The organism is Sphingomonas alpina (assembly GCF_014490665.1).
Classification (GTDB): domain Bacteria; phylum Pseudomonadota; class Alphaproteobacteria; order Sphingomonadales; family Sphingomonadaceae; genus Sphingomonas; species Sphingomonas alpina.
In genome coordinates this window covers 2,418,510-2,438,933 of the sequence record NZ_CP061038.1, presented here as the reverse complement: position 1 = coordinate 2,438,933, position 20,424 = coordinate 2,418,510, and the positions used below count along the sequence as shown (strand labels likewise).

At 64.1% G+C, this 20,424-nt stretch carries 17 protein-coding genes; 11 read left to right on the top strand and 6 right to left on the bottom strand.

Going from position 1 to position 20,424, the window contains the following annotated elements; all coding sequences use genetic code 11:
- Window positions 1-4: 4 nt before the first annotated feature.
- From H3Z74_RS11230 to H3Z74_RS11205, 6 genes are all read right to left on the bottom strand, one after another.
- Window positions 5-1,153, bottom strand: a complete 1,149-nt coding sequence (locus H3Z74_RS11230) for an efflux RND transporter periplasmic adaptor subunit (RefSeq protein ID WP_187763952.1) — start codon at window positions 1,151-1,153, stop codon at window positions 5-7.
- Between the two features lie 188 nt (window positions 1,154-1,341).
- The gene (locus H3Z74_RS11225) at window positions 1,342-1,800 is read right to left on the bottom strand and encodes a YaiI/YqxD family protein (RefSeq protein ID WP_187763951.1); all 459 of its coding nucleotides are present in this window, start codon (window positions 1,798-1,800) and stop codon (window positions 1,342-1,344) included.
- Between the two features lie 246 nt (window positions 1,801-2,046).
- Complete coding sequence (locus H3Z74_RS11220) at window positions 2,047-3,762, bottom strand: DEAD/DEAH box helicase (RefSeq protein ID WP_187763950.1); 1,716 nt, start codon at window positions 3,760-3,762, stop codon at window positions 2,047-2,049.
- 64 nt (window positions 3,763-3,826) lie between these two features.
- A complete protein-coding gene (locus tag H3Z74_RS11215) occupies window positions 3,827-4,951 on the bottom strand; it encodes a BaiN/RdsA family NAD(P)/FAD-dependent oxidoreductase (RefSeq protein ID WP_187764277.1) in 1,125 nt (374 codons plus the stop codon).
- Between the two features lie 440 nt (window positions 4,952-5,391).
- Window positions 5,392-5,574 (bottom strand): hypothetical protein, encoded by a 183-nt coding sequence (locus tag H3Z74_RS11210; RefSeq protein ID WP_187763949.1) that lies wholly within the window; start codon window positions 5,572-5,574, stop codon window positions 5,392-5,394.
- Window positions 5,571-6,038 (bottom strand): GreA/GreB family elongation factor, encoded by a 468-nt coding sequence (locus H3Z74_RS11205; RefSeq protein ID WP_187763948.1) that lies wholly within the window; start codon window positions 6,036-6,038, stop codon window positions 5,571-5,573. Before H3Z74_RS11205 ends, H3Z74_RS11210 begins: the two co-directional genes overlap by 4 nt.
- Before the next feature lie 89 nt (window positions 6,039-6,127).
- Here H3Z74_RS11205 and H3Z74_RS11200 point away from each other — a divergent pair, with 89 nt between their 5' ends.
- The 11 genes from H3Z74_RS11200 (at window position 6,128) to H3Z74_RS11150 (ending at window position 20,421) form a co-directional block, all read left to right on the top strand.
- Window positions 6,128-7,993: an ABC-F family ATP-binding cassette domain-containing protein gene (locus H3Z74_RS11200; protein ID WP_187763947.1), complete on the top strand. Its 1,866-nt coding sequence runs from the start codon at window positions 6,128-6,130 to the stop codon at window positions 7,991-7,993.
- A gap of 81 nt (window positions 7,994-8,074) precedes the next feature.
- Window positions 8,075-9,043, top strand: coding sequence for a hypothetical protein (locus H3Z74_RS11195; RefSeq protein ID WP_187763946.1), 969 nt, complete (start codon window positions 8,075-8,077; stop codon window positions 9,041-9,043).
- Window positions 9,040-9,993, top strand: coding sequence for a sulfotransferase domain-containing protein (locus H3Z74_RS11190; RefSeq protein WP_187763945.1), 954 nt, complete (start codon window positions 9,040-9,042; stop codon window positions 9,991-9,993). Before H3Z74_RS11195 ends, H3Z74_RS11190 begins: the two co-directional genes overlap by 4 nt.
- Window positions 9,990-10,253 (top strand): PqqD family protein, encoded by a 264-nt coding sequence (locus tag H3Z74_RS11185; RefSeq protein WP_187763944.1) that lies wholly within the window; start codon window positions 9,990-9,992, stop codon window positions 10,251-10,253. The genes H3Z74_RS11190 and H3Z74_RS11185 overlap by 4 nt, the downstream gene beginning before the upstream one ends.
- Window positions 10,225-10,701 (top strand): lasso peptide biosynthesis B2 protein, encoded by a 477-nt coding sequence (locus H3Z74_RS11180; protein WP_187763943.1) that lies wholly within the window; start codon window positions 10,225-10,227, stop codon window positions 10,699-10,701. Before H3Z74_RS11185 ends, H3Z74_RS11180 begins: the two co-directional genes overlap by 29 nt.
- A 62-nt stretch (window positions 10,702-10,763) precedes the next feature.
- Window positions 10,764-12,620 (top strand): asparagine synthase-related protein, encoded by a 1,857-nt coding sequence (locus H3Z74_RS11175; protein ID WP_187763942.1) that lies wholly within the window; start codon window positions 10,764-10,766, stop codon window positions 12,618-12,620.
- 93 nt (window positions 12,621-12,713) lie between these two features.
- Entirely contained in the window at window positions 12,714-15,128 is a 2,415-nt protein-coding gene (locus tag H3Z74_RS11170) for a TonB-dependent receptor (protein ID WP_187763941.1), read from the top strand.
- 2 nt (window positions 15,129-15,130) lie between these two features.
- A complete protein-coding gene (locus H3Z74_RS11165; RefSeq protein WP_187763940.1) occupies window positions 15,131-16,531 on the top strand; it encodes a GH1 family beta-glucosidase in 1,401 nt (466 codons plus the stop codon).
- Entirely contained in the window at window positions 16,528-17,781 is a 1,254-nt protein-coding gene (locus H3Z74_RS11160; protein WP_187763939.1) for an MFS transporter, read from the top strand. Before H3Z74_RS11165 ends, H3Z74_RS11160 begins: the two co-directional genes overlap by 4 nt.
- Window positions 17,778-19,199 (top strand): amidase family protein, encoded by a 1,422-nt coding sequence (locus H3Z74_RS11155; protein ID WP_187763938.1) that lies wholly within the window; start codon window positions 17,778-17,780, stop codon window positions 19,197-19,199. Before H3Z74_RS11160 ends, H3Z74_RS11155 begins: the two co-directional genes overlap by 4 nt.
- A 4-nt stretch (window positions 19,200-19,203) precedes the next feature.
- Entirely contained in the window at window positions 19,204-20,421 is a 1,218-nt protein-coding gene (locus H3Z74_RS11150) for an MFS transporter (protein ID WP_187763937.1), read from the top strand.
- Window positions 20,422-20,424: the final 3 nt, after the last annotated feature.

The window sequence follows — 20,424 nt, the reverse complement described above, 5'->3', positions numbered from 1 at the left end:
GGTCTCAGCCCTTGGTCTTGGCGGCGGATGCGCCTGATTTGGTGGGTGCCTGCAGTTTCTGCGGCGATCCGGCGGGCACGGGTTTGACGGCCTCGCCGTTCTTTGCCTTGGCGGTGCCCTCGACAATCACCTTGTCGCCCGGATTCAGGCCCGCCGTCACGACCCAGTCGGCACCGACCACGCGCTGGGTGGTAACCTTGCGCTCGATCGCCTTGTTGCCAGGACCGATCACCAGCACCGTGGTATTGCCCTTGGGATCGCGCTTCACCCCGGCCTGGGGAATGAGATAGGCGCTGGTATCGACCGATTGTGCGAAGGTCGCGCGGGCGAACATACCCGGCAGCAGCAGTCCTTGCGGATTGGGGAAGCGGGCGCGCAACGTGACAGTGCCGGTGCTTTCGTTGACCACCACTTCGGAGAATTCGACCGTGCCGGTCGGACCATAGACGCTGCCGTCCTCCAACTTCAGCCTGACGCTGGCCTGGGCGGGTACAAGGCCACCGCTGCTGAGCGCGCGCCGCAGCGTGAGCAGGTCGGCGCTGGATTGCTGGATATCGACGAAGATCGGGTCAAGCCGCTGAATCGTGGCGAGCGGATCGGCCTGGCTTGCCGTGGCCAGCGCGCCTTCGGTGAGCAGCGAGCGCCCGATACGCCCAGTGATCGGTGCCGGAACATTGGTGAAGCGCAGATTGATCCGTGCGGTGTCGAGCTGCGCGCGGTTCTGTGCGACGGCCGCCTTGGCCTGGCGCGCCTGGGCGGCAGCGTCGGTATAGTCCTGCTTGGCGACCGCCTCGATCTCGGCCAGCGGGCGGAAGCGGTCGGCCTTGGCGCGGGTCGCTTCGGCATTGGCCTGCGCACTGGCCAGGTTGGCGCTCGCTTCATTGGCGGCGGCGACATAGAGGCTCGGGTCGATCTGGTAGAGTGTCTGGCCCTGCTTGACGATCGATCCCTCGGTGAAAAACCGGCGGCGGATGATCCCCGATACCTGCGGACGGACTTCGGCGCTTTGATAGGCGGTGACGCGTCCGCCGAGTTCAGTCGAGAGCGGAACGCTGGTCTGCTGGGCGACGATATAGCCGACCTCCGGCGTGCCTTGTGCACCGCGCCGGCCAGCCTTGTCCTGCGCGCCGCCGCCCCCGCACGCAGTCAGCATGAGGGCGAGAGTCGCTGCTATCGATATCCGAGTCGGCGTGAAGTGGCGCAATCTAAATCCTACCCATCGCTGAAGACCGCCGACGCCGCGCGATGGCATCCTGAGTGGTCGCGGTCAAACCTACCAAAGCACTGCCGGTTCCTGATATCGACCGATAATCGCCCGATGCGACAATTTGCGACAATTTTTTAGCGCAGCAGCTTCACCAAAGCGGCGTCCAATGCGGACAGAAAGCGCGATCGATCGGCCTTGGCAAAGGGGGCGGGGCCACCGATCGAGTCACCCGCTCCGGCGCGCAGATCGGCCATGATCGCACGCGTCGCCACCGCCGCGCCGATCGAATTGGCGGTGAAAGGCTTGCCGGTCGGGCTGAGCACCGTCGCACCGGCTTTTATGCAACGGTCGGCAAGCAGGATGTCGGCGGTCACCACCACCGATGCCGCGTTTGACTGTTCGGCGATCCAGTCGTCCGCCGCGTCGAAGCCATCACTGACCACGACGCGGTCGATCAACGGGTGCTGCGGCACGCGGAAATGGCTGTTGGCGACGATCGTGACCGGCACTTCCAGCCGCCATGCGACCTTGTAGATCTCATCCTTGACCGGGCACGCATCGCCATCGACCAGGATGCGGATGGGTGGGTTCATATCAGGGGTGTCCCCCTTATATCAAAAGGGAATGCTTCCCCGGCGAAGGAGTATCGGGTCGGATCGTCCCCCGGACGATCCTTGAACATGCGGGGTATGTTCAACCCGATGCTGGTCCAGTCGGGAAGGCCGTGGTGACGAAGCGGAGCAGCCGTTACCGACTGCTCCTCGACTGGGCCCCGGCCTTCGCCGGGGAACGGCCAAAGCATGTCGGCTTCGCTCCCCATTAGCGGCTAATTCCGGGCCTTACCGCTGCCGGTCATTGGTGCGGCGGTGGGGCTTGGGCTTGTGCCGCGCGGCGGGTGGGCCGCTGGGGCGGGCGCTTGGTGTCAGGCGAGGGCGGCGCTCCGCCTCGCGTGGTTCGCCCTGGACGCTTTCGATCTTGATCCCGCCTTCGTCACCGCCTTCGGTACCTGCAGTGCGCAGCACCGAGGCATTGAAGCGGTTGGCGACGGCACGCGGTATCTGGAACAGAGTCTCGCTGGCGGAGATGCGGATCGCGCCGATCTCGCTCTTGGTGATGTGACCGCGACGGCAGATCAGCGGCAATAGCCAGCGCGGATCGGCATTCTGGCGGCGCCCGATATCCATGCGGAACCAGACGATATCCTCGAACCCCGGGCGATGGCCGTCCTGGCGCGGCGCAGGATCATTGCCCTGGCCGAGCAATTCCTCGGCGGCCGGCATACGAGCGCGGTGCAGGCGGACGAGCGCTGCGGCGATGTCCTCCGGGCTGCGCGTCTCGAGCAGCTTTGCGCCCAGCGCGCGATCATCGTCATCGACCTCGACCGGCTCGAGCAGAGTCACGAGCAGCCGTTCATGATCCTTGGCGTTGATGTCTTCGAGCGTCGGCGGGTTGATCCATTCGGAATTGATCCGCGCGCCTTTCAGCATCGATTCGACGCGGCGGCGGCGCGGATAGGGAACGATCAGAACCGCGGTGCCCTTCTTGCCCGCGCGGCCGGTGCGGCCCGAACGGTGCTGCAGCGTTTCGGCATCGCGCGGCAGTTCGACATGGATGACCAGGCTGAGCGTCGGCAGATCGATACCGCGTGCGGCGACGTCGGTCGCGACGCAGACGCGGGCGCGCTGGTCACGCAGTGCCTGGAGCGCGGCGTTGCGCTCGTTCTGGCTATGCTCGCCCGACAGCGCGACGGCGCTGAAGCCGCGCTCGATCAGACCGGCATGGAGATGGCGGACATTGTCGCGCGTCGCGCAGAACAGCATCGCGGTTTCGGCTTCATGGAAGCGCAGCAGGTTGACCACGACATTCTCGATATCGGCCGGCGCGCAGGTCACCGCCTGATAAGCGATATCGCCATGCCCGCGATCTTCGCCGACGGTCGAGATACGCACCGCATCTCGCTGATAACGCTTGGCAAGTGCTGCGATCGGCTTGGGGATCGTCGCCGAGAACATCAATGTGCGGCGTTCGCCCGGCGTGCCGTCGAGAATTTGTTCGAGATCCTCGCGGAAGCCCATGTCGAGCATCTCGTCGGCCTCATCGAGGACCGCGACGCGTAGCTTGCTCAGGTCGAGCGCGCCGCGTTCGAGATGGTCGCGCAATCGGCCCGGCGTGCCGACGACGATATGCGCGCCATAATTCAGCGCGCGGCGCTCCTTCGACGCGTCCATGCCGCCGACACAGGTGACGATGCGTCCGCCGGTCTTGGCATAGAGCCACATCAGCTCGCGGCTGACCTGCAGCGCGAGTTCGCGCGTCGGCGCGATGATCAGGGCAAGCGGACCTTGCTGGGGCAGCCGCCCCTCCTCGTCGAGCAGCTGTGCCGCCATGGCGAGACCGAAGGCGACGGTCTTGCCCGAGCCGGTTTGTGCAGAGACGAGCAGGTCGCGGCCGAGCGCTTCCGATTCGAGCACGCCGGCCTGAACCGGGGTGAGGGCGGTATAGCCGCGTTCGGTGAGCGCTTCGGTGAGAAGCGGAGGAAGGTTGGAAAAGGGCATGAGTCTCTCAAAAATAATGGGCTGCGCCGCCACCACGGCTAAGGCGCAACATGTTGTTCTGCGGTCAAATAGACTGTGCCGCGGCCCATCCGCTCGCCCATGCCCATTGGAAGTTATAGCCGCCCAGCCACCCAGTGACGTCGACCGCTTCGCCGATCGCATACAGGTTTTGTAGGCGTTTGGCTTGCATTGTTTGCGATGACAGTTCCGCGGTGCTGATTCCGCCCGCCGTGACCTCCGCCTTGGCATAGCCTTCGGTGCCGTTCGGGGTGAAGCGCCAGTCGGCCAGGCGCTGCTCCGCCTCGGTCAGTTTGCGGTCGGTCATGGCCGACAATTCGCCGCTCAAGGCAAGGCGGTCGGCCAATGTCTCGGCGAGGCGGGCGGGCAGGGCACTCGCCAGCGTCGAGGCGAAACCGGCGCGCGGGCGGGTGCGTTTCGCTTCGATCAGCCAGCCGCTGCCATGCGAAGGCAGGAAATCGATGCCGACCGTCTCGCTCGATCGCCAATAGCTGGAGATTTGCAGGATCGCCGGGCCGGACAGCCCCTTGTGGGTGAACAAGGCTGCCTCGCGGAACTGCGTCTTGCCGCATTTGGCGATCACCTCGGTCGCCACGCCGGAGAGTGATCGGAACAGCGTCTCGTCGCCGCCAAGCGTCAGCGGGACAAGCGCAGGGCGCGGCTCGACGATCTTCAGCCCGAAGCGCCGCGCGACATCATAGGCAAAGCCGGTCGCGCCCATTTTGGGGATCGACGGCCCGCCGGTTGCGAGAACCAGCGAGGTCGCGGTGACGGTGCGGTCGCCGATCGCGACTCGAAACTGGCCATCGGCATGATCGATCGCACCGACCGGCTGCCCGAGCGACAGGTCGACCTGTCCGATGGCGCATTCGTCGAGCAGCATGGCGACGATCTGCTTTGCCGATCCGTCGCAGAACAGCTGGCCGAGCGTCTTTTCATGCCAGGCAATGCCATAACGATCGACCAGCGCGATGAAATCGGCAGCGGTGTAGCGGGTCAGCGCCGACTTGGCGAAATGCGGGTTGGCCGAGAGATAGCGGTCGGGGGCGGTGTGGATGTTGGTGAAATTGCACCGCCCGCCGCCGGAGATGAGGATCTTCTTGCCCACTTCATCGGCATGATCGACCAGCAGCACGCGGCGCCCGCGCTGGCCGGCGGTGGCAGCACACATCAGGCCGGCGGCGCCGGCGCCAAGGATGATCGCATCATAGTTTCCGGTCACGGGCACGTGGTTACAATTCCTGTCGTCAGAATCCGGCCAAAACCTTGCGGTGCATCTGCCGGGCGGCGAGCCGCCTTCTCCCTGTTATTGGCCGATAACAGGGAGAATAACAGGGAGCGGCACTTTATCTGGCACGATTCTGGCCATTTGGTTGGATAAATTCGTTAGAATTTTCAATATGATAAGTATCGATCTCCCTGTTAATCAATAACAGGGAGATCGTCGATGCGGAACAGGGAGATGGAGAGGCAGGAACAGGGAGCTGCAATCGATAAAACAGGGAGTGCCGATTCAACGGCGCGGGAAACTCGGCTGTATTGTCGGTGATATCCATGTGTCCGGCGATGGCATGGACGCGCATCACATTGAATCGAGGGCGACAGCCTGGATCAGCGCAGCTTGGCGATATTCAGCGAATCCTCCTTGGCGCGTTCCTTGACCGATTCCTCGGTGCGGGTCAGCGCCTTGGCGATCGCCTTCAGGCCCATGCCCTTCTTGGCGAGCGTGTGCAGCTTCTGGATTTCATCCTGTTTCCAGGGCTGGCGGTGACGTTCGAATTTTTCGGCCATCATGACTCTCCGACTGCAACGCTATCGAGAATTTCTATGCTCTCGGGAACGCCGTTGAAATCGACTCGTTCGCCAATCTCTCCGCCGACCAGTGCCTGGGCGAGGGGGGCTGCGAAGCCGATGCGCCCCGCCGCCGGATCGGCCTCGTCGCCACCGACGATCTCGACCACCCGTTGTTTGCCGCCCATGCGAATCGTCACGCGCGATCCGATGCCGATCTCTCCCTTGGCCGGTGGGGTCGCGACTTCGGCGGTGGTCTGGCGGGTGTGCCAATAGCGCAGCTCGCGCTTCAGCACTGCCAGTTCCGGTTCCGCAGCGGCTTCGACCGCCGCTTCCAGTTCGATCACTTTCGCGTCGATCAGCTTCAAACCGCGCGGCGTAACGATATTCGGTCCCGGCGCGATCGGGATTTCGAATTTCGGCTCCAGATGCTCCTCGTCGCTTTCGCGACGGAATGCGACGCTCATGTCACTCTCCTCAATCCTCCCCCATGAAACATTCGAAGGCGTACCGCTACCACTTGGGGCAAGCTGTTTCCCATGCTAGGGGCGCGCCCATGCTGAATATCAACGGTATCACGGTGCGCCTGGGCGGGCGGACGATCCTCGACCGCGCGAGTGCGGCGCTGCCCCCGAAAAGCCGTGTCGGGCTGATCGGGCGCAATGGCGCGGGCAAATCGACCCTGATGAAGGTCATGATCGGCCAGCTCGAGCCCGATGACGGCGAGATCGAGATGCCGCGCAAGACGCGCATCGGCTATATCGCGCAGGAAGCGCCGTCGGGCGTCACCACACCGATCGAAGCGGTTCTCGGTGCCGACACCGAGCGCGCGGCATTGCTCGAAGAGAGCGAGACCTGCGAGGACCCCGACCGGCTCGGCGAAGTCTATGAGCGGCTGATGGCGATCGACGCTTATACCGCCCCGGCACGCGCCGCCGGCATCCTGGTCGGCCTCGGCTTTGACGAGGAAATGCAGAATCGTCCGCTCGACAGCTATTCGGGCGGCTGGAAGATGCGCGTGGCGCTCGCCTCGCTGCTATTCTCCGAACCCGATCTGCTGCTGCTCGACGAGCCGTCGAACCATCTCGATCTCGAAGCGACCTTGTGGCTGGAGAATTTCCTCAAGGCCTATCCGGCGATGATGGTCGTGATCAGCCATGAGCGCGACCTGCTAAACAATGTCGTCGACACCATCCTTCATCTCGAGGGCGGCAAGGTGACGATGTACACCGGTGGCTATGACAGTTTCGAGCAGCAGCGCGCCGAGCGCGCGGCGCAGCTTGCCGCCGCCAAGGCGAGCCAGGATGCGCAGCGCGCCAAGCTGCAGGATTATATCGCCCGCAACAGCGCGCGCGCCTCGACCGCCAAGCAGGCACAATCGCGCGCGAAAATGCTCGCCAAGATGCAGCCGATCGCGGCGCTGGCCGAGGATCCGACACTGTCGTTCGACTTTCCCAGCCCGGACGAACTGAAGCCGCCTCTGGTCACGCTCGACATGGCGGCGGTCGGCTATACCGAGGACAAGCCGATCCTGCGCCGGCTCAATCTGCGGCTCGATCCGGATGACCGGATCGCGCTGCTTGGCCGCAACGGCAACGGCAAGACCACGCTCGCCCGCCTGCTCGCCGCGCAGCTTGCGCCGATGGAGGGCGGGATGACCGCGTCGGGCAAGATGCGCGTCGGCTATTTCACGCAGTATCAGGTCGAGGAGCTTGATGGCGACGATACGCCGCTTGAGCATATGACGCGCATGATGAGCGGCAAGACGCCGGCCGCGGTGCGCGGTCAGCTCGGCCGGTTCGGTTTTTCGGGGCAGAAGGCGACGACCAAGGTCGGCAAGCTGTCGGGCGGCGAACGCGCACGGCTCGCGCTGGCGCTGATCACCCGCGATGCGCCGCATATGCTGATCCTCGACGAACCGACCAACCATCTCGACGTCGATGCGCGCGAGGCGCTGGTCCAGGCGCTCAACGCCTATGAGGGCGCCGTGGTGGTGGTCAGCCATGACCGGCATATGATCGAACTGACCGCAGACCGGCTGGTGCTGGTCGATAACGGCACCGCGACCGAATTCACCGGTAGTCTCGAAGATTATACCGACCTGATCCTGGGCAAGAACCAGCCCAAGCCGGATGGGACCAAGGGCGGTAAGAAGGACAAGAAGACGGCAGCACAGGATCGCGAAAAGGCCCAGGCGCTGCGCAAGGCGGCGCAGGATGCCGAGGCAGTGACGATCAAGCTCACTGCCGAACAGAGTGCGCTTGACAAGGCGATGTTCGACCCGTCGACCGCCGAGCCGGCATTGTCCAAATTGCCGATGAGCGAATTGATGAAGCGGCGCGCGGATGTCGCCGAAAAGCTCGAAGCGGCAGAGGCAAAGTGGCTGGAAGCGAGCGAGGCGCTGGAGCAGGCGGCCGTCTGATCGCCGCCAAAGTGGGGCATTCGCTTCTTTTGCCGATGCAGCATCCGGTTGCGCGGCAAGCGTAAAATCGCCACAAATAGCATGGCCGCGGGGGTGGTCGGCGTCATGGGGATAGCGCGCTTGTATCAGTATACCGTTTCCGGGCTGTCAGTGGCGAGCGAACTGGTCCTGCCCGGGCTGATCGCCGCCGAGGATATGCCGGGCGTCAGCCCCGACGTGGTCATTCGCGAAGGCGAGGTTCCCGGGGCACTCGAGGATGTGGAATCGCTTGGCCCGACCTGGCAGGTTGGCAAAGGCCGCTTCCTGCTCGAAGTCCCCGGTATATTGCGCATGCTGCTGACCGAAGGGCGTGAAATCGTCTTTGCGACCGCCGAGGGGGTCGCACGGGAAGAAGCGACGGTGTTCGTCAGCGGCACCGGTTTCGGTATCCTGCTGCATCAGCGGGAGCGCATCGTGCTCCATGCCAGTGCGGTCCGGGTGCGCGACAGCGCCGTGCTGTTCTGCGGGCCGTCCGGAGCCGGAAAATCGACCCTGGCGGCCGCCTTGTCGGATGCCGGCTATGATCTGGTCACCGACGATTTCTGCGGCATCGCGATGGATGCCGACGGACTGCCCTGGGTCCAGCCCGACGGGCGCCAGTTGAAGCTGTGGCAAAATTCGATCGACAGGCTCGACATGGCCGATCGCCGCGCGGCGCCGGTGCGCAAGGTACTGGAGAAATTCTATGTCGAGCCGCGCGCGGCGTCGACCGTCGCCCTGCCGCTGGCCGCGATCTATGTGCTGCGCGAGGCGCGGCCACCGGCAGTGCCGGGGATCCAGCGTCCCAATATCGTCGATGGCGCGCTGATGGTGCGCGGCAATGCCTATCGCCCGGCGATGGTGCGGCGGATGAATCAGCAGGCGCTCTATTTTCAGGCAGCCGCCGCGATCAGCCAGCGCGCCGGCGTGTTCACGCTGACCCGCGAGCTCAATTTCGCCAAATTCCCCGCCGTGATTGGCTGGCTCGAGGCGCATTGGACCGAACTCGGGCTGCTGGAGCAGGCGGCTTGAGAAAGACGTACTGGCTCGCCTCCTATCCGAAATCGGGCAACACCTGGTTCCGGTTGCTGGTCGCCAATCTGCGCCGCGACACGCCGGTCGATATCAACGATATCCCGGAGCGCAGCGGCATCGCCAGCGCGCGGGGCGCATTCGACTCGATCATGATGTTTCCGTCCGCGTTGCTCACGCATGAGGAGTGCGATCGGCTGCGCCCCATGGTGTATGAGGTGCTGGCGGAGGACGACCTTGAGGATCCCGACGAGGTCGAGACGAAGATCGGTCATACCCGCTTCGTGAAGACGCACGATTCCTATAGCTATAATCCCGACGGCAGCGCCTTGATGGCGGGAGCGAAAGGGGCCGATGGCGTGATCCTGATCGTGCGCGATCCACGCGATGTCGCACCGTCGCTCGCCAACCACAACCGTACCAGCATCGACGAGGCAATCGCGTTCATGGCCGATGCCGCGTCGAATTTTTGCGGCCACCGCGACCGCCAGCCCAACCAGCTGCGCCAGCAACTGATGGGCTGGAGCGGTTTCGCCGAGAGTTGGCTGTCACAGGTCGACATACCGGTGCATCTGGTGCGGTATGAAGACATGCACGCCGATACCAGCGGCGTGCTCGGCGGCGCACTGGCTTTTGCCGGTATTGATGCAGCACCGGATGAAACTGTGCGTGCCGCGGGGTTCGCCGAATTCGGGGAACTGAAGAAACAGGAGGAAGAGCGCGGCTTTCGCGAGGCGCCACGGCCAAAGATGGGCAAGGGGCCGGGCAGTTTCTTCCGCCGCGGGGTTTCGGGCGGGTGGCGTGATGAGCTGGATCTCGACCAGATTGCGCGGATTGAGCGTGACCACGCGCCTATGATGGCGCGACTCGGTTATGCGCCGGCTGAAAACGCGGCAGTGGCAAAGAGCGCGCCGCCGACACAGGACAGGATCGAAAGGATGACGGGTTGATCGAACGACGGGGTGACTGGCTCAGCGCGCGCGTGGGCGACGAGATCATGATGATGAGCGCAGAGAAGGGCAATTATCTCGGCGTCAACGAGGTCGGCGCGCGTATTTGGGAATTGATCGAGACGCCGAGCGACCTCGATACGGTATGCGCGACATTGCAGCGCGAGTTCGTGATCGAACCGGATATTTGCCGCGCCGAAGTCGAGATATTCCTGGAGCAGATGGAAAAACATGGCGCGGTTGCGATCACTCGCGCGTAAGGCCCGCACGCTTGGCGGCGTCGGCCATCACCGGCGTGCGCTGGTGATCGAGGCAGCCGCGAGCATGTTTTCAGCGCGTGTGCGGCTGTTGGTGTTTCCGTTCAGCAAGATCGCCAGGACCCTTGGCGCCTTCGTGCCGCCGAGCGATCCGCGCGTCGCGGGGCATGCCGAGGGCGCAACCGCTGATCAGGTGAAACTTGCCCGCGATATCGGCTGGGCGGTACGCGCCTCGGCGCCGTTCATGCCGTTTCGCTCGGTATGCCTGCAACAGGCCATGGCGGCGCAGGTGATGCTGCGGCGGCGCGGCATCGCCACCGTGATGCATTTCGGCGCGGGCCGTGGTGACGAGAAACCGATCGACGCGCATGCCTGGCTCGATGCGGCGGGGGTCAAGGTGACCGGCTATCCGATCGCGCCCAATCTCGCCGAAATCGGCTGTTTCGTCTGAGCGCTGTCTTCGGCATTCTGCGCTTCGATGGCGAAGAGGTTCCCGCGCGCGATCTCGATCGCATGCGGGCCGCACTGGCCGATCGCGCGCAGGATGGCGCATTCGCCGAAATAGTCGGGCCGGTCGGGCTGGGCGTTTGTCTGAGCCATCTCCGGCATGTCGATCTGGGCGAAATGCAGCCGCTATACGATCGGGCGAGTGGCATCATGCTGGTCGCGGACAGCCGGCTCGACGATCGCGAAGCGCTTGGCGCTGCACTGGATGTTCCAGCGGCGGATTTGCCGGCTACGCCCGACAGCGCGCTGATTCTTCGGGCCTATCTCAAATGGGGCGATGAGTGCCCCGCGCACCTGCTTGGCGATTTCGTCTTTGCCGTGTGGGACGGTCGCCGCAAACGGTTGCTGCTGGCGCGCGATCCTATGGGGCAGCGCGATCTCAGCTACCATCTCGGCGATGGCTTGCTGGCCTTTGCACCCACTCCCAAGGCGCTTTGGGCGGTGCCGGATGTACCGCGATCGCTGAACGACGACATGATCGGCCGGCGGCTGATGCAGGCGATGGACCTGCGTCCCGGTCAGACGATGTTCGACGGCATCCTCAACCTGCCCGGCGGGCACAGCCTTTCGGTCGGGCTCGACGGCACCGTATCGCTGCGCGCCTATTGGACGCCGCAGGCCGATCCTCAACATGTCGGGCGCGATGAAGCCTATTACCTCGCGGCGTATCGCCAAGTGCTGGGCGAGGCGGTGGCCTGCCGGTTGCGCGATCTGATCGCCGCGCCGGGCCTGCAATTGAGTGGCGGTTACGATAGCACGGCGATCGCTGGCCTCGCCGGTCCCGCGCTGGCGGACATCGGGCAGAAGCTTGTATGCGTCAGTTCGGTCATGCCCGCGGAGTATCAGGGCACGATCCGCCACGCGCGGCGCTGGGCCGAGATGTGCGCGCGCGACATGCCGTGGATCGACCTGCGCTGCATCACGCGCGACGGGATCGACGCAATGACCGATCTCGATCGCAACCTGGCGGAACGAGAGGCGCCGCGCTCGAGCTATGGCTTCGTCCATGACGCCATGCACGACACGCTGGCGGCAGCGGGTGCGCGGCTGGTGATGGACGGTCATGGCGGCGATTATACGCTCAACCCGCGGGGGCATGCGGCGCTGGCACGCTTTCTGAAGACCGGGCAGTTGCGGCGTTTCGCGCACGAATTTCGCGCGCACCTGCGCCGTTCGGGGCGTTCGTTGCGTACCACGATCATGCTCGACCTGTTGCCGCATATCGCGCCCTGGCTGGTTCCGAGCCTGTGGCGCAAAAGGTTGCGCCCTGCGCCCGCATGGCAGGGTCAGCCGGTTCAGCGCCAGTTCGCCGAGCAGTTGATCGCCGATGGCCTCGTTGATCCTGCGAAGCTGCGTTCTGCGCCGCGCGATCAGACCGCGATGCGCGCACGACTGTCGGAGACGATCGATCAGGTGCGCTCGGGCAGCGGGGCTGGCGCTGCGGCCGCCTGTCATGGCCTCACGCTGACCCGGCCGTTCCACGACAAGCGCGTGGTCGAGCTGGCCCTGGCGATTCCCGAAGATCTGTACCTGAAGGATGGCCGCAACCGCTATCTCGCGTGCCGCGCGCTGGCGGATGTCTATCCGCGCGAATTCCAGCATCGCTGGCGCCGCAACGATGACGAGATTCCCGACTTCCAGCGCATGGTCAGCAGCATCGCACCTCAGCTGCATGCCGAGTTGGACCGGATGGAACAGTCGGAAAGCCTGTCGCGGATGATCGACTTTCCCAGATTGCGCGGGCTGCTCGATGCACGCGGCCCCGACGATCACAATTCAGGCTGGGAGCAGGAAACGCAGGCGGCGCTGGGTGGCTATATGACGGCGCGATTCGTCGAATGGTTCAGGCGTGAGAACCGCTAAAGCATCATTCCTGCGCCATAATATATAGCCTTGACTATATAATAACGATCGCTAGATTTTTTGACTTCCAACCGGAAAAGGGGGAGGGCGGAAATGGTGTATCGAAAGATCCTGCTGGCGGCAGCGAGCGGCGTTGCGCTGATTGCGGGAGGCCAGGCTCTGGCGCAGGAAGCGCCGGCCCAGACGGCAAGCGTGCCGGATCAGGCGGCGGACAATTCGGGTGGCCTCGACGACATCATCGTCACCGCGCAGAAGCGCGAACAGTCGCTTCAGGACGTGCCGATCAGCATCACCGCCTTCAGCTCCGAATCGATCGCGGCGCTCGGCGCGCAAAGCGTCGGCGATCTCGATACCTACACCCCGGGCCTGTCGATCAACGATTCCTCGGTGACTCAGCCATCCTATACGATCCGCGGCGTCAGCACCGACGATTTCGGCATCGGCACCGATCCGGCGGTCGGCATCTTCATCGACGGCGTCTATTCCGCGCGTTCGGGCGCGGCGTTGATCTTTTTCAACGATATCGAGCGCGTCGAAGTGCTCAAAGGCCCGCAGGGCACCCTGTTCGGCCGCAACACCTCGGCCGGCGCGATCTCGATCATCACCCGCAAGCCGGTCGACAAACTCGAGGCTGCGGCGACGGTGCGGATCGGCAATTACGGCAAGCATCGCATCGACGCGATGGTCAATGCGCCGATCACCGACACGCTCTTCCTGCGGGTCAACGGGGTCTACAACAAGCGCAACGGCTATCTGACCGATGCGGTCACCGGCGCGCGCTATGAACGCGAGAATAACTGGTCGGGCCGCGCGGCGCTGCGTTTCGAGCCGAGCAGCGATACCGACATCACGCTCAGCTACGATCATGACGATACCGACAAGGACGGCCCCGCCGCGATCGGAATCAGCAAATTCGCGCTCAGCCAGGATCCGGAGGGTCCGTTCACCAACGATGTGCTCAAGTCGCGCGAGGCGCGCATCCTGAACGCGGTGACGCTGACCGCCAATCACGATTTCGGCCCGGTCACGCTGACCAGCATCAGCGCCTACAAGAAATTCACCACCAGCAACCGCGAGGACGAAGACGGCACCAATATCCGCGCACGCTATCTCGACACCGAGAATATCGAGAAGAACAGCAGCTTCTACCAGGAGCTGCGGCTGGCGCATTCGGGCGACACGCTGAATCTGGTCGCCGGACTAAGCTACTTCCAGGAGCGCGGGCGGCAGACGAGCAGGGTTACGGCATTCACCGACTCGATCGACACCACGCTGAATAGCGTCGTGCAATTTCCAATTTTTTCGATTCTCGATGGCGCCGGCTTGCCGGTATTCGGCTTGCCGTGGATCGAGGAGATGAACAACTACAGCCGCAACAAATCCTATGCGGCGTTCGGTGATGCAACCCTGGCGGTTACGCCGAAACTCAATCTTACCTTTGGCCTGCGCTATACGCGCGACGAGAAGAATTTCTCCTGGCTGAACGGCCCGCGCTTCTCACCGGGTTTGAGCGCGGTGACCGCGCCAGGAGCGCTGTACAATGCGATCATTGGCGCGCCGTTATTTCCCGACGCTGCGATGATCGACGTCAACACCTTCTTTGACGCCGTTGCGGGAGGGGACGTCATCTTCAACGCCGGTTCGCTCGAGGGGATTCGTTTCACCAGTAAGAGGAAATTCTCCGACGTCAGCCCGCGCTTCGTGATTGATTATAAGGCGAACGATGATGTGCTGCTCTTCGCCTCGGCCACGCGTGGCTACAAGGCGGGCGGTTTCAACAGCGTCGAGATCAATTCCTTCTTCGCGCCGGAATCGGTGTGGAGTTACGAAGCGGGTGCAAAGACCGAATTGTTCGACCGGCGCTTGCGGTTCAACGTCTCGGGTTATTACTTCAAATACAAGAACCGTCAGTCGATCGTTCTGGACAGTGCCGCCGGATCGGCCGTCCCGCAATATGTCACGCAATCGGGCGATAGCGAGGCCTATGGCATTGATCTAGAAACGCAATTCGTCGTGTCGAAGAGCCTGAAGCTCAGCGGCGTTGCGAGCTATATCGATTCGACCTGGTCGAAGCGCGTCGAACGGGATGTCGATATTTCCGGGCAGCCGACGGGAGAGCCGAGCTTCCGTTTCGTCCTCGGCGCACATTATGATCATCGATTGAATGGTGGCTCATCGATCTTTGCCGACGCCAGCTACAGCTACACCTCACGCGTTCGTCTCAACGGGGCGATCACCGATCCCGTCAAAGGCAGCGATGCGTCGATCGCGGACCTAGTCGATTTCTCCAAGCTCAAGAAATTGCGGTCGAGCCGCGAGATCGTCAATGCGCGGATCGGCTGGCGTTTGCCCAATGACCGGCTCTCGGTGGCATTGTTCGCGGACAATCTGTTCGACGTCCGCACGCCGCGAACGCTCAACCTGATTTCGGCCGAGACACTCGACACACCCTATGTCCGGATGGATCGCCCGCGTTTCTGGGGCATCGAGTTTGGGGTTCGATACTGACTATGGGGCAGGGACAGATCGAGAGTTCGACCAACACGCCCCAACTGCGCTTCCCGGCGGATTTCCGCTGGGGAGTCTCGACATCCGCCTATCAGATCGAAGGCGCGGTGACCGAGGATGGCCGCGGGACATCCACCTGGGACACATTCTGCGGCGAACCCGGGCGGATCATCGACGGGTCCAGTGGTGCCAGGGCGGCGGATCATTATCACCGCTACCGCGAAGATGTCGCGCTGATGCGCGATCTCGGCGTGACCGATTATCGTTTCTCCATTGCCTGGCCGCGGATCGTTCCCACCGGTAGTGGCGCGGTCAATCCGGCCGGGCTGGAATTCTATGATCGGCTGGTGGACGAACTGAACGGCGCCGGCATCAATCCGGTCGTCACACTGTTCCATTGGGACTTGCCACAGCCGCTGGAGGATGCGGGCGGCTGGCTCAACCGCGATACCGCCTACCGTTTCGCCGACTATGCGGCGATTGTCGGGGAACGGCTCGCGGATCGGGTCGGCATGTGGATCACGCTCAACGAGCCGATGGTGCTGACCAACTTCGCCTATGCGCTTGGCGCGCATGCGCCGGGGCGCACGCTGGGGGTCGGCGCGTTGCCGGTCGCGCATCATCAGTTGCTTGGGCATGGGCTGGCGGTGCAGGCGTTGCGCAGCGCCGGCGCGCGCCAGATCGGGATTGCCAATAATCAGGCGCCGGTCTGGCCGGCGAGCGATTCCGCCGAGGATCGCGGCGCGGCAGGTTTTTATGAAACGCTCGTCAACTGGCTCTATTCGGACCCGCTGTTGCTTGGGCGCTATCCGGACGGGCTCGAGGCAGCGATGCCGGGGCCGGTCGAGGATGATCTCAAGATCATCTCCACGCCGCTCGATTGGTATGGGCTCAACTATTATAATCCAGTGCGGGTCGGGGCACCCAATGCGCAGGTGCGGCATGTCGATTCATTCGAGATGCCGTCCGATCTGCCGTTCGATCTGCCCGAGATCGAGGGCTATCCCCGGACCGATTTCGACTGGCCGGTGATCCCCGACGGCCTGGCCGAGATGCTGCGCCTGCTGCGCGAGCGCTATGGCGATGCGCTGCCGCCGATCCACATCACCGAGAATGGTTGTTCCTATGCCGATGGCCCCGATGCGACGGGCCGGGTTTCCGATCAACGCCGCATCGAGTTTCTCGACGGGCATCTTCGTGCGCTGCGCCAAGCGATGGATGAAGGCGCTGATGTACGCGGTTATTTCACCTGGTCGTTGCTCGATAATTTCGAATGGGCAGCGGGCTATGCGCAGCGCTTCGGACTGGTCCATATCGATTATGACTCGATGGCGCGGACGCCCAAGGATTCCTATTTCTGGTATCGCGATCTGATCCGGTCTCAGGCGGTCGGCGGCGCATGACGACCGCCGCTCCAGTCGCGTGGCCGGCAGCCGTCGATGAACCGCGTAATGCGGTCGGATGGTCCTGGATCGCGGCGATTTCAGGCGCCAATTTCGGTTTGTGGCTCGCCTTGTTCGGGCCGATCCAGTTGCTGCTCGGGGTTCAAGCGCAGGCGATCTCGCCCGAGCATAAGGTGGCGGCGCTGGGGATCGTCACGGCGGCCGGTGCGGTCTGCTCGCTGGTCGCCAACCCGCTGTTCGGTGCGCTCTCCGATCGCACCGTATCGCGGTTCGGCCGGCGGCTGCCCTGGGTGTTCCTCGGCGCCGTCGGTGGCGCGCTGAGCCTGGTGTTGCTCGCCACGGCGCAGAGCATCACCATGATGACGATCGCCTGGTGCCTGGCCCAGACATCGCTCAACGCCATGTTCGCGGCGGTGGTCGCGGCGGTGCCGGATCAGGTTCCGGTCGCGCAGCGTGGCGCGGTCGGCGGCTGGCTCGGCATTGCGCAGATATTGGGGCTGGTCTGCGGGGTTGCGGCGGCGGAAGCCGCACTGCCGAGTATTGCGGCGGCGTATCTTATCCTTGTCGCGATCCTGATCGTGATGACGATGCCCTATCTCGCGTTGCGCCGCGATATCGTCCTTGACCGGCGCACTCGGCCGGCCTTTGCCTGGCGGCCATTTCTCGCCGGTTTCTGGATCGATCCGCGGCGCTATCCCGACCTGGGCTGGGCGTGGATGACGCGTTTCGCGATCAACCTCGTTTATGCCGTCGGCACATTATACCTGCTCTATTATCTCGGCGACGTCATGCACCGCCCCGATCCGGCCGGCGACGTCGTCACGATGACCGCGGTCAATGTCGTGACGATGGTTCTGGTCATGATCCCGGCCGGGTTCCTGTCCGACCGGCTGGGACGGCGAAAGAGCTTCGTCGTCGTGGCCGGAATCCTGCTGGCATGCGGCATGGCAATCCTCGCCGCCGGACCTGGCTGGACCGGTGCGTTGATCGCGGCTGCCATCCTCGGTGCGGGCTTCGGCATCTACACATCGGTCGAGTTCGCGCTGATCACTCAAGTGTTGCCCAGCGCCGCCGATCGTGGCCGCGACCTGGGCGTGATCAACGTGGCGAACGCATTGCCGCAGGTGCTGGCTCCGGCGATTGCGGCATTGGTCGTGAGCTATGCCGGCTACCCGATACTCTATGCGCTCTCCGCGGGGCTGGCGCTGTGTGGAGCGGTCATGATCCGTCAAATCCGGAGTGTGGCATGACCGGTTCTGATTCCTTTTCGCCGGTGCCTGACGCGACTGAAACGGCGGCGATGATCCGGCGCAGCGAGATCAGCGCGGTGGAAGCGGTCTATGCTGCGATCGCGCGGGCGGAGGCGCTGCAGCCGGTGCTGAATTTCATGGTCACGCCCTTATTCGAGCAGGCGCGTGTGCGCGCTGCGGGGCCAGACCTGAAGGGGCCGTTCGCCGGCGTGCCCTATCTCGTCAAGGATATGTACGACGTGCCCGGCGCGCCGACGCGCTGGGGTTCGCGCATGACGAAGGCGTTGCCTCCGGCGACCGCTCCCAGTTCGTCGATCGCCAAACTCGAAGAGCAGGGGCTGGTGGTGATCGGCAAGACCGCGCTGGGCGAGTTCGGGTTTCTGCCCACCACCGAACCGATCGCCTTCGGACCGACACTCAATCCCTGGGACCTGACCCGTACGCCGGGCGGCTCGTCCGGCGGCTCGGCGGCAGCCGTTGCTGCGGGTATCGTGCCGTTCGCCGATGCTGCGGACGGCGGCGGGTCGATTCGCATCCCGGCCTCGGCCTGCGGCCTGTTCGGGATGAAACCGTCGACCGGCCGGTTGGTCGGCGCACAGGCACCGGCAGGACGATTCGACCTGACCGTCGAACATTGCCTGAGCCGCAGCGTCCGGGATTCAGCAACTCTGTTTGCCGCCACCGAGCGACCAAGCGAGGAATCGGGGTTGCCCTTGGTCGGGCTGGTGACTGGCCCTTCGAAACGCCGGTTGAGGATCGGCTATCTGAGCGAGGGTATCGCCGCCCAGAAGCCGCATGCGGAAGTGGCCGTCGGCCTGGATGCCGTCACCGCCTTGCTCGACCAACTCGGCCATCATGTCGAACCAACGTCATGGCCGATCGACGGCAATGTCCTGGCCCGGGATTTCACCCTTGCTTTCTCGACCGGTGCAGCGGCGGCGGTCGGCATGGCGCGCGACATGCTTGGCCGTGAACCCGACGACACGATGTTCGAGCCCTTCACGCTGACTCTTGCGCATCTTGGCGCAACGATCAGCGCCGATGATGTGGACGCAGCGATAGACCGGCAGCGTGCCATGGTTCGGGCCTATCGGGACTGGTTCGCACGGTTCGACGTCATCCTGTCGCCGGTTCTCCTGACTCCTCCGGTGGCGATCGGCGAGATCGCCGGCGATGTGCCGCCCGCTATCCTGTCGGCGCGGATCTTCGAGTTCATGAATCTGACCAACCTGCAGAATTACGTCGCCGCGCCAGCGATGAGCGTGCCGCTGCACTGGACGGGGGATGGCCTGCCGGTCGGCATGCAGTTCGCCGCCGATATCGGCCAGGAACGGTTGTTGTTCGAACTCGGCTTCGAGCTCGAGGATGCGAGCCCCTGGGCGCACCGACGCCCGCCAGTCTTTGCAGTGGGGCATTGATCGCATGACATCGAACACCATTGCGACGGATGAGATCGACACCAATCATTGGGTCGGCGGCCAGGCCCTGTCGGGACGCGAGATCGTCGCGGCGCTGACATTCGGCGTGGTCGGCATCATGATCCCCGGACTACAGCCGCTGCTGCTCGGCGCGCTGGCCGAAAGCGGACGGTTGTCGGCGGAGCAACTCGGCTATGTCGCGACCGCCGAACTGCTCGCAATGGGAGCGTCTGCCGTGCTGGCCGGCGCCTTGTTCAAGCCGGTACGGTTGCGCTGGATCGCCGTGATCGCGTGCCTGGCACTCGCCGCCATTGATGGCCTGACCACTCATCTTCAGGGACTCGACCTCGTATGGGGACGAGCGGCGGCGGGCGTGCCGAGCGGCGTGCTGATCTGGATCACCTTGTCGATGATTGCGCGGTCACCAACGCCCGAGCGATGGGCCGGCATCTATCTCACCATCCAGACGCTGGCGCAGTTCCTGTGGGCGACGATGCTGGCCGCAATGGTGATGCCGCGCTGGGGTGTCGATGGCGGCTTCATGTCGCTGAGCGTGCTGTGTTTCGCGGCGATGCTGGCGGCGTTCGCGCTGCCGGACCAATTTGCGGCGTTACCCAGCGGTGCGACGGATAGCGGGTCGGCCGGCTTTCCCCGCGCGCGCGGCTGGATCGCGCTTGCCGCTTCATTTCTCTATCTCGCCGCGATCGGTGCGGTCTGGGTCTATAGCGAGCCGCTGTCGCGCCAGGCCGGGCATGGTGTCGCGGTGATCGGTGCTGCGGTCTCGATTTCGCTCGCCTGCCAGGTGGCGGGCGGTGCGATGGCGACGATGCTGGCGGGACGAGTGCGCTGGAACCATATGCTGGCACTGTGCGGTCTCGCCGGTTTGGGCGTGCTGGCCGGCTTTGCAACGCTTCCTTCCGCTGCCCTGTTCCTGCTCCTCTCGGGCCTGTTCGGGTTCATCTGGCTGTTTGCGCTGCCCTTCTTTGTGCCCATGGCGATCGAGGCCGATCCGACACGTCGCGCCGCTGTTTTGCTGGGCGGCGCGCAGTTGCTGGGCGCGAGCCTGGGGCCGCTCTTCGCGTCGATGCTGGTGAGCGATGCCGAGGCGCGTGGCGCATTGGGTCTGGGTGCCGCCGCTTTGTGTCTTTTCCTGATCATCACGACCTGGCTGCACCGTACCCGCGCGCACCAGGCCTTTGGTACGATCGGGAGCGAAATTTGACGG

Coding starts and splice junctions, on each gene's coding strand:
- H3Z74_RS11230 (WP_187763952.1), bottom strand. CDS start 1,153: ATGCTGACTGCGTGCGGGGGCGGCGGCGCGCAGGACAAGGCTGGCCGG.
- H3Z74_RS11225 (WP_187763951.1), bottom strand. CDS start 1,800: ATGAACCCACCCATCCGCATCCTGGTCGATGGCGATGCGTGCCCGGTC.
- H3Z74_RS11220 (WP_187763950.1), bottom strand. CDS start 3,762: ATGCCCTTTTCCAACCTTCCTCCGCTTCTCACCGAAGCGCTCACCGAA.
- H3Z74_RS11215 (WP_187764277.1), bottom strand. CDS start 4,951: ATGTGTGCTGCCACCGCCGGCCAGCGCGGGCGCCGCGTGCTGCTGGTC.
- H3Z74_RS11210 (WP_187763949.1), bottom strand. CDS start 5,574: ATGATGGCCGAAAAATTCGAACGTCACCGCCAGCCCTGGAAACAGGAT.
- H3Z74_RS11205 (WP_187763948.1), bottom strand. CDS start 6,038: ATGAGCGTCGCATTCCGTCGCGAAAGCGACGAGGAGCATCTGGAGCCG.
- H3Z74_RS11200 (WP_187763947.1), top strand. CDS start 6,128: ATGCTGAATATCAACGGTATCACGGTGCGCCTGGGCGGGCGGACGATC.
- H3Z74_RS11195 (WP_187763946.1), top strand. CDS start 8,075: ATGGCCGCGGGGGTGGTCGGCGTCATGGGGATAGCGCGCTTGTATCAG.
- H3Z74_RS11180 (WP_187763943.1), top strand. CDS start 10,225: ATGGCGCGGTTGCGATCACTCGCGCGTAAGGCCCGCACGCTTGGCGGC.
- H3Z74_RS11175 (WP_187763942.1), top strand. CDS start 10,764: ATGCGGGCCGCACTGGCCGATCGCGCGCAGGATGGCGCATTCGCCGAA.
- H3Z74_RS11170 (WP_187763941.1), top strand. CDS start 12,714: ATGGTGTATCGAAAGATCCTGCTGGCGGCAGCGAGCGGCGTTGCGCTG.
- H3Z74_RS11165 (WP_187763940.1), top strand. CDS start 15,131: ATGGGGCAGGGACAGATCGAGAGTTCGACCAACACGCCCCAACTGCGC.
- H3Z74_RS11160 (WP_187763939.1), top strand. CDS start 16,528: ATGACGACCGCCGCTCCAGTCGCGTGGCCGGCAGCCGTCGATGAACCG.
- H3Z74_RS11155 (WP_187763938.1), top strand. CDS start 17,778: ATGACCGGTTCTGATTCCTTTTCGCCGGTGCCTGACGCGACTGAAACG.
- H3Z74_RS11150 (WP_187763937.1), top strand. CDS start 19,204: ATGACATCGAACACCATTGCGACGGATGAGATCGACACCAATCATTGG.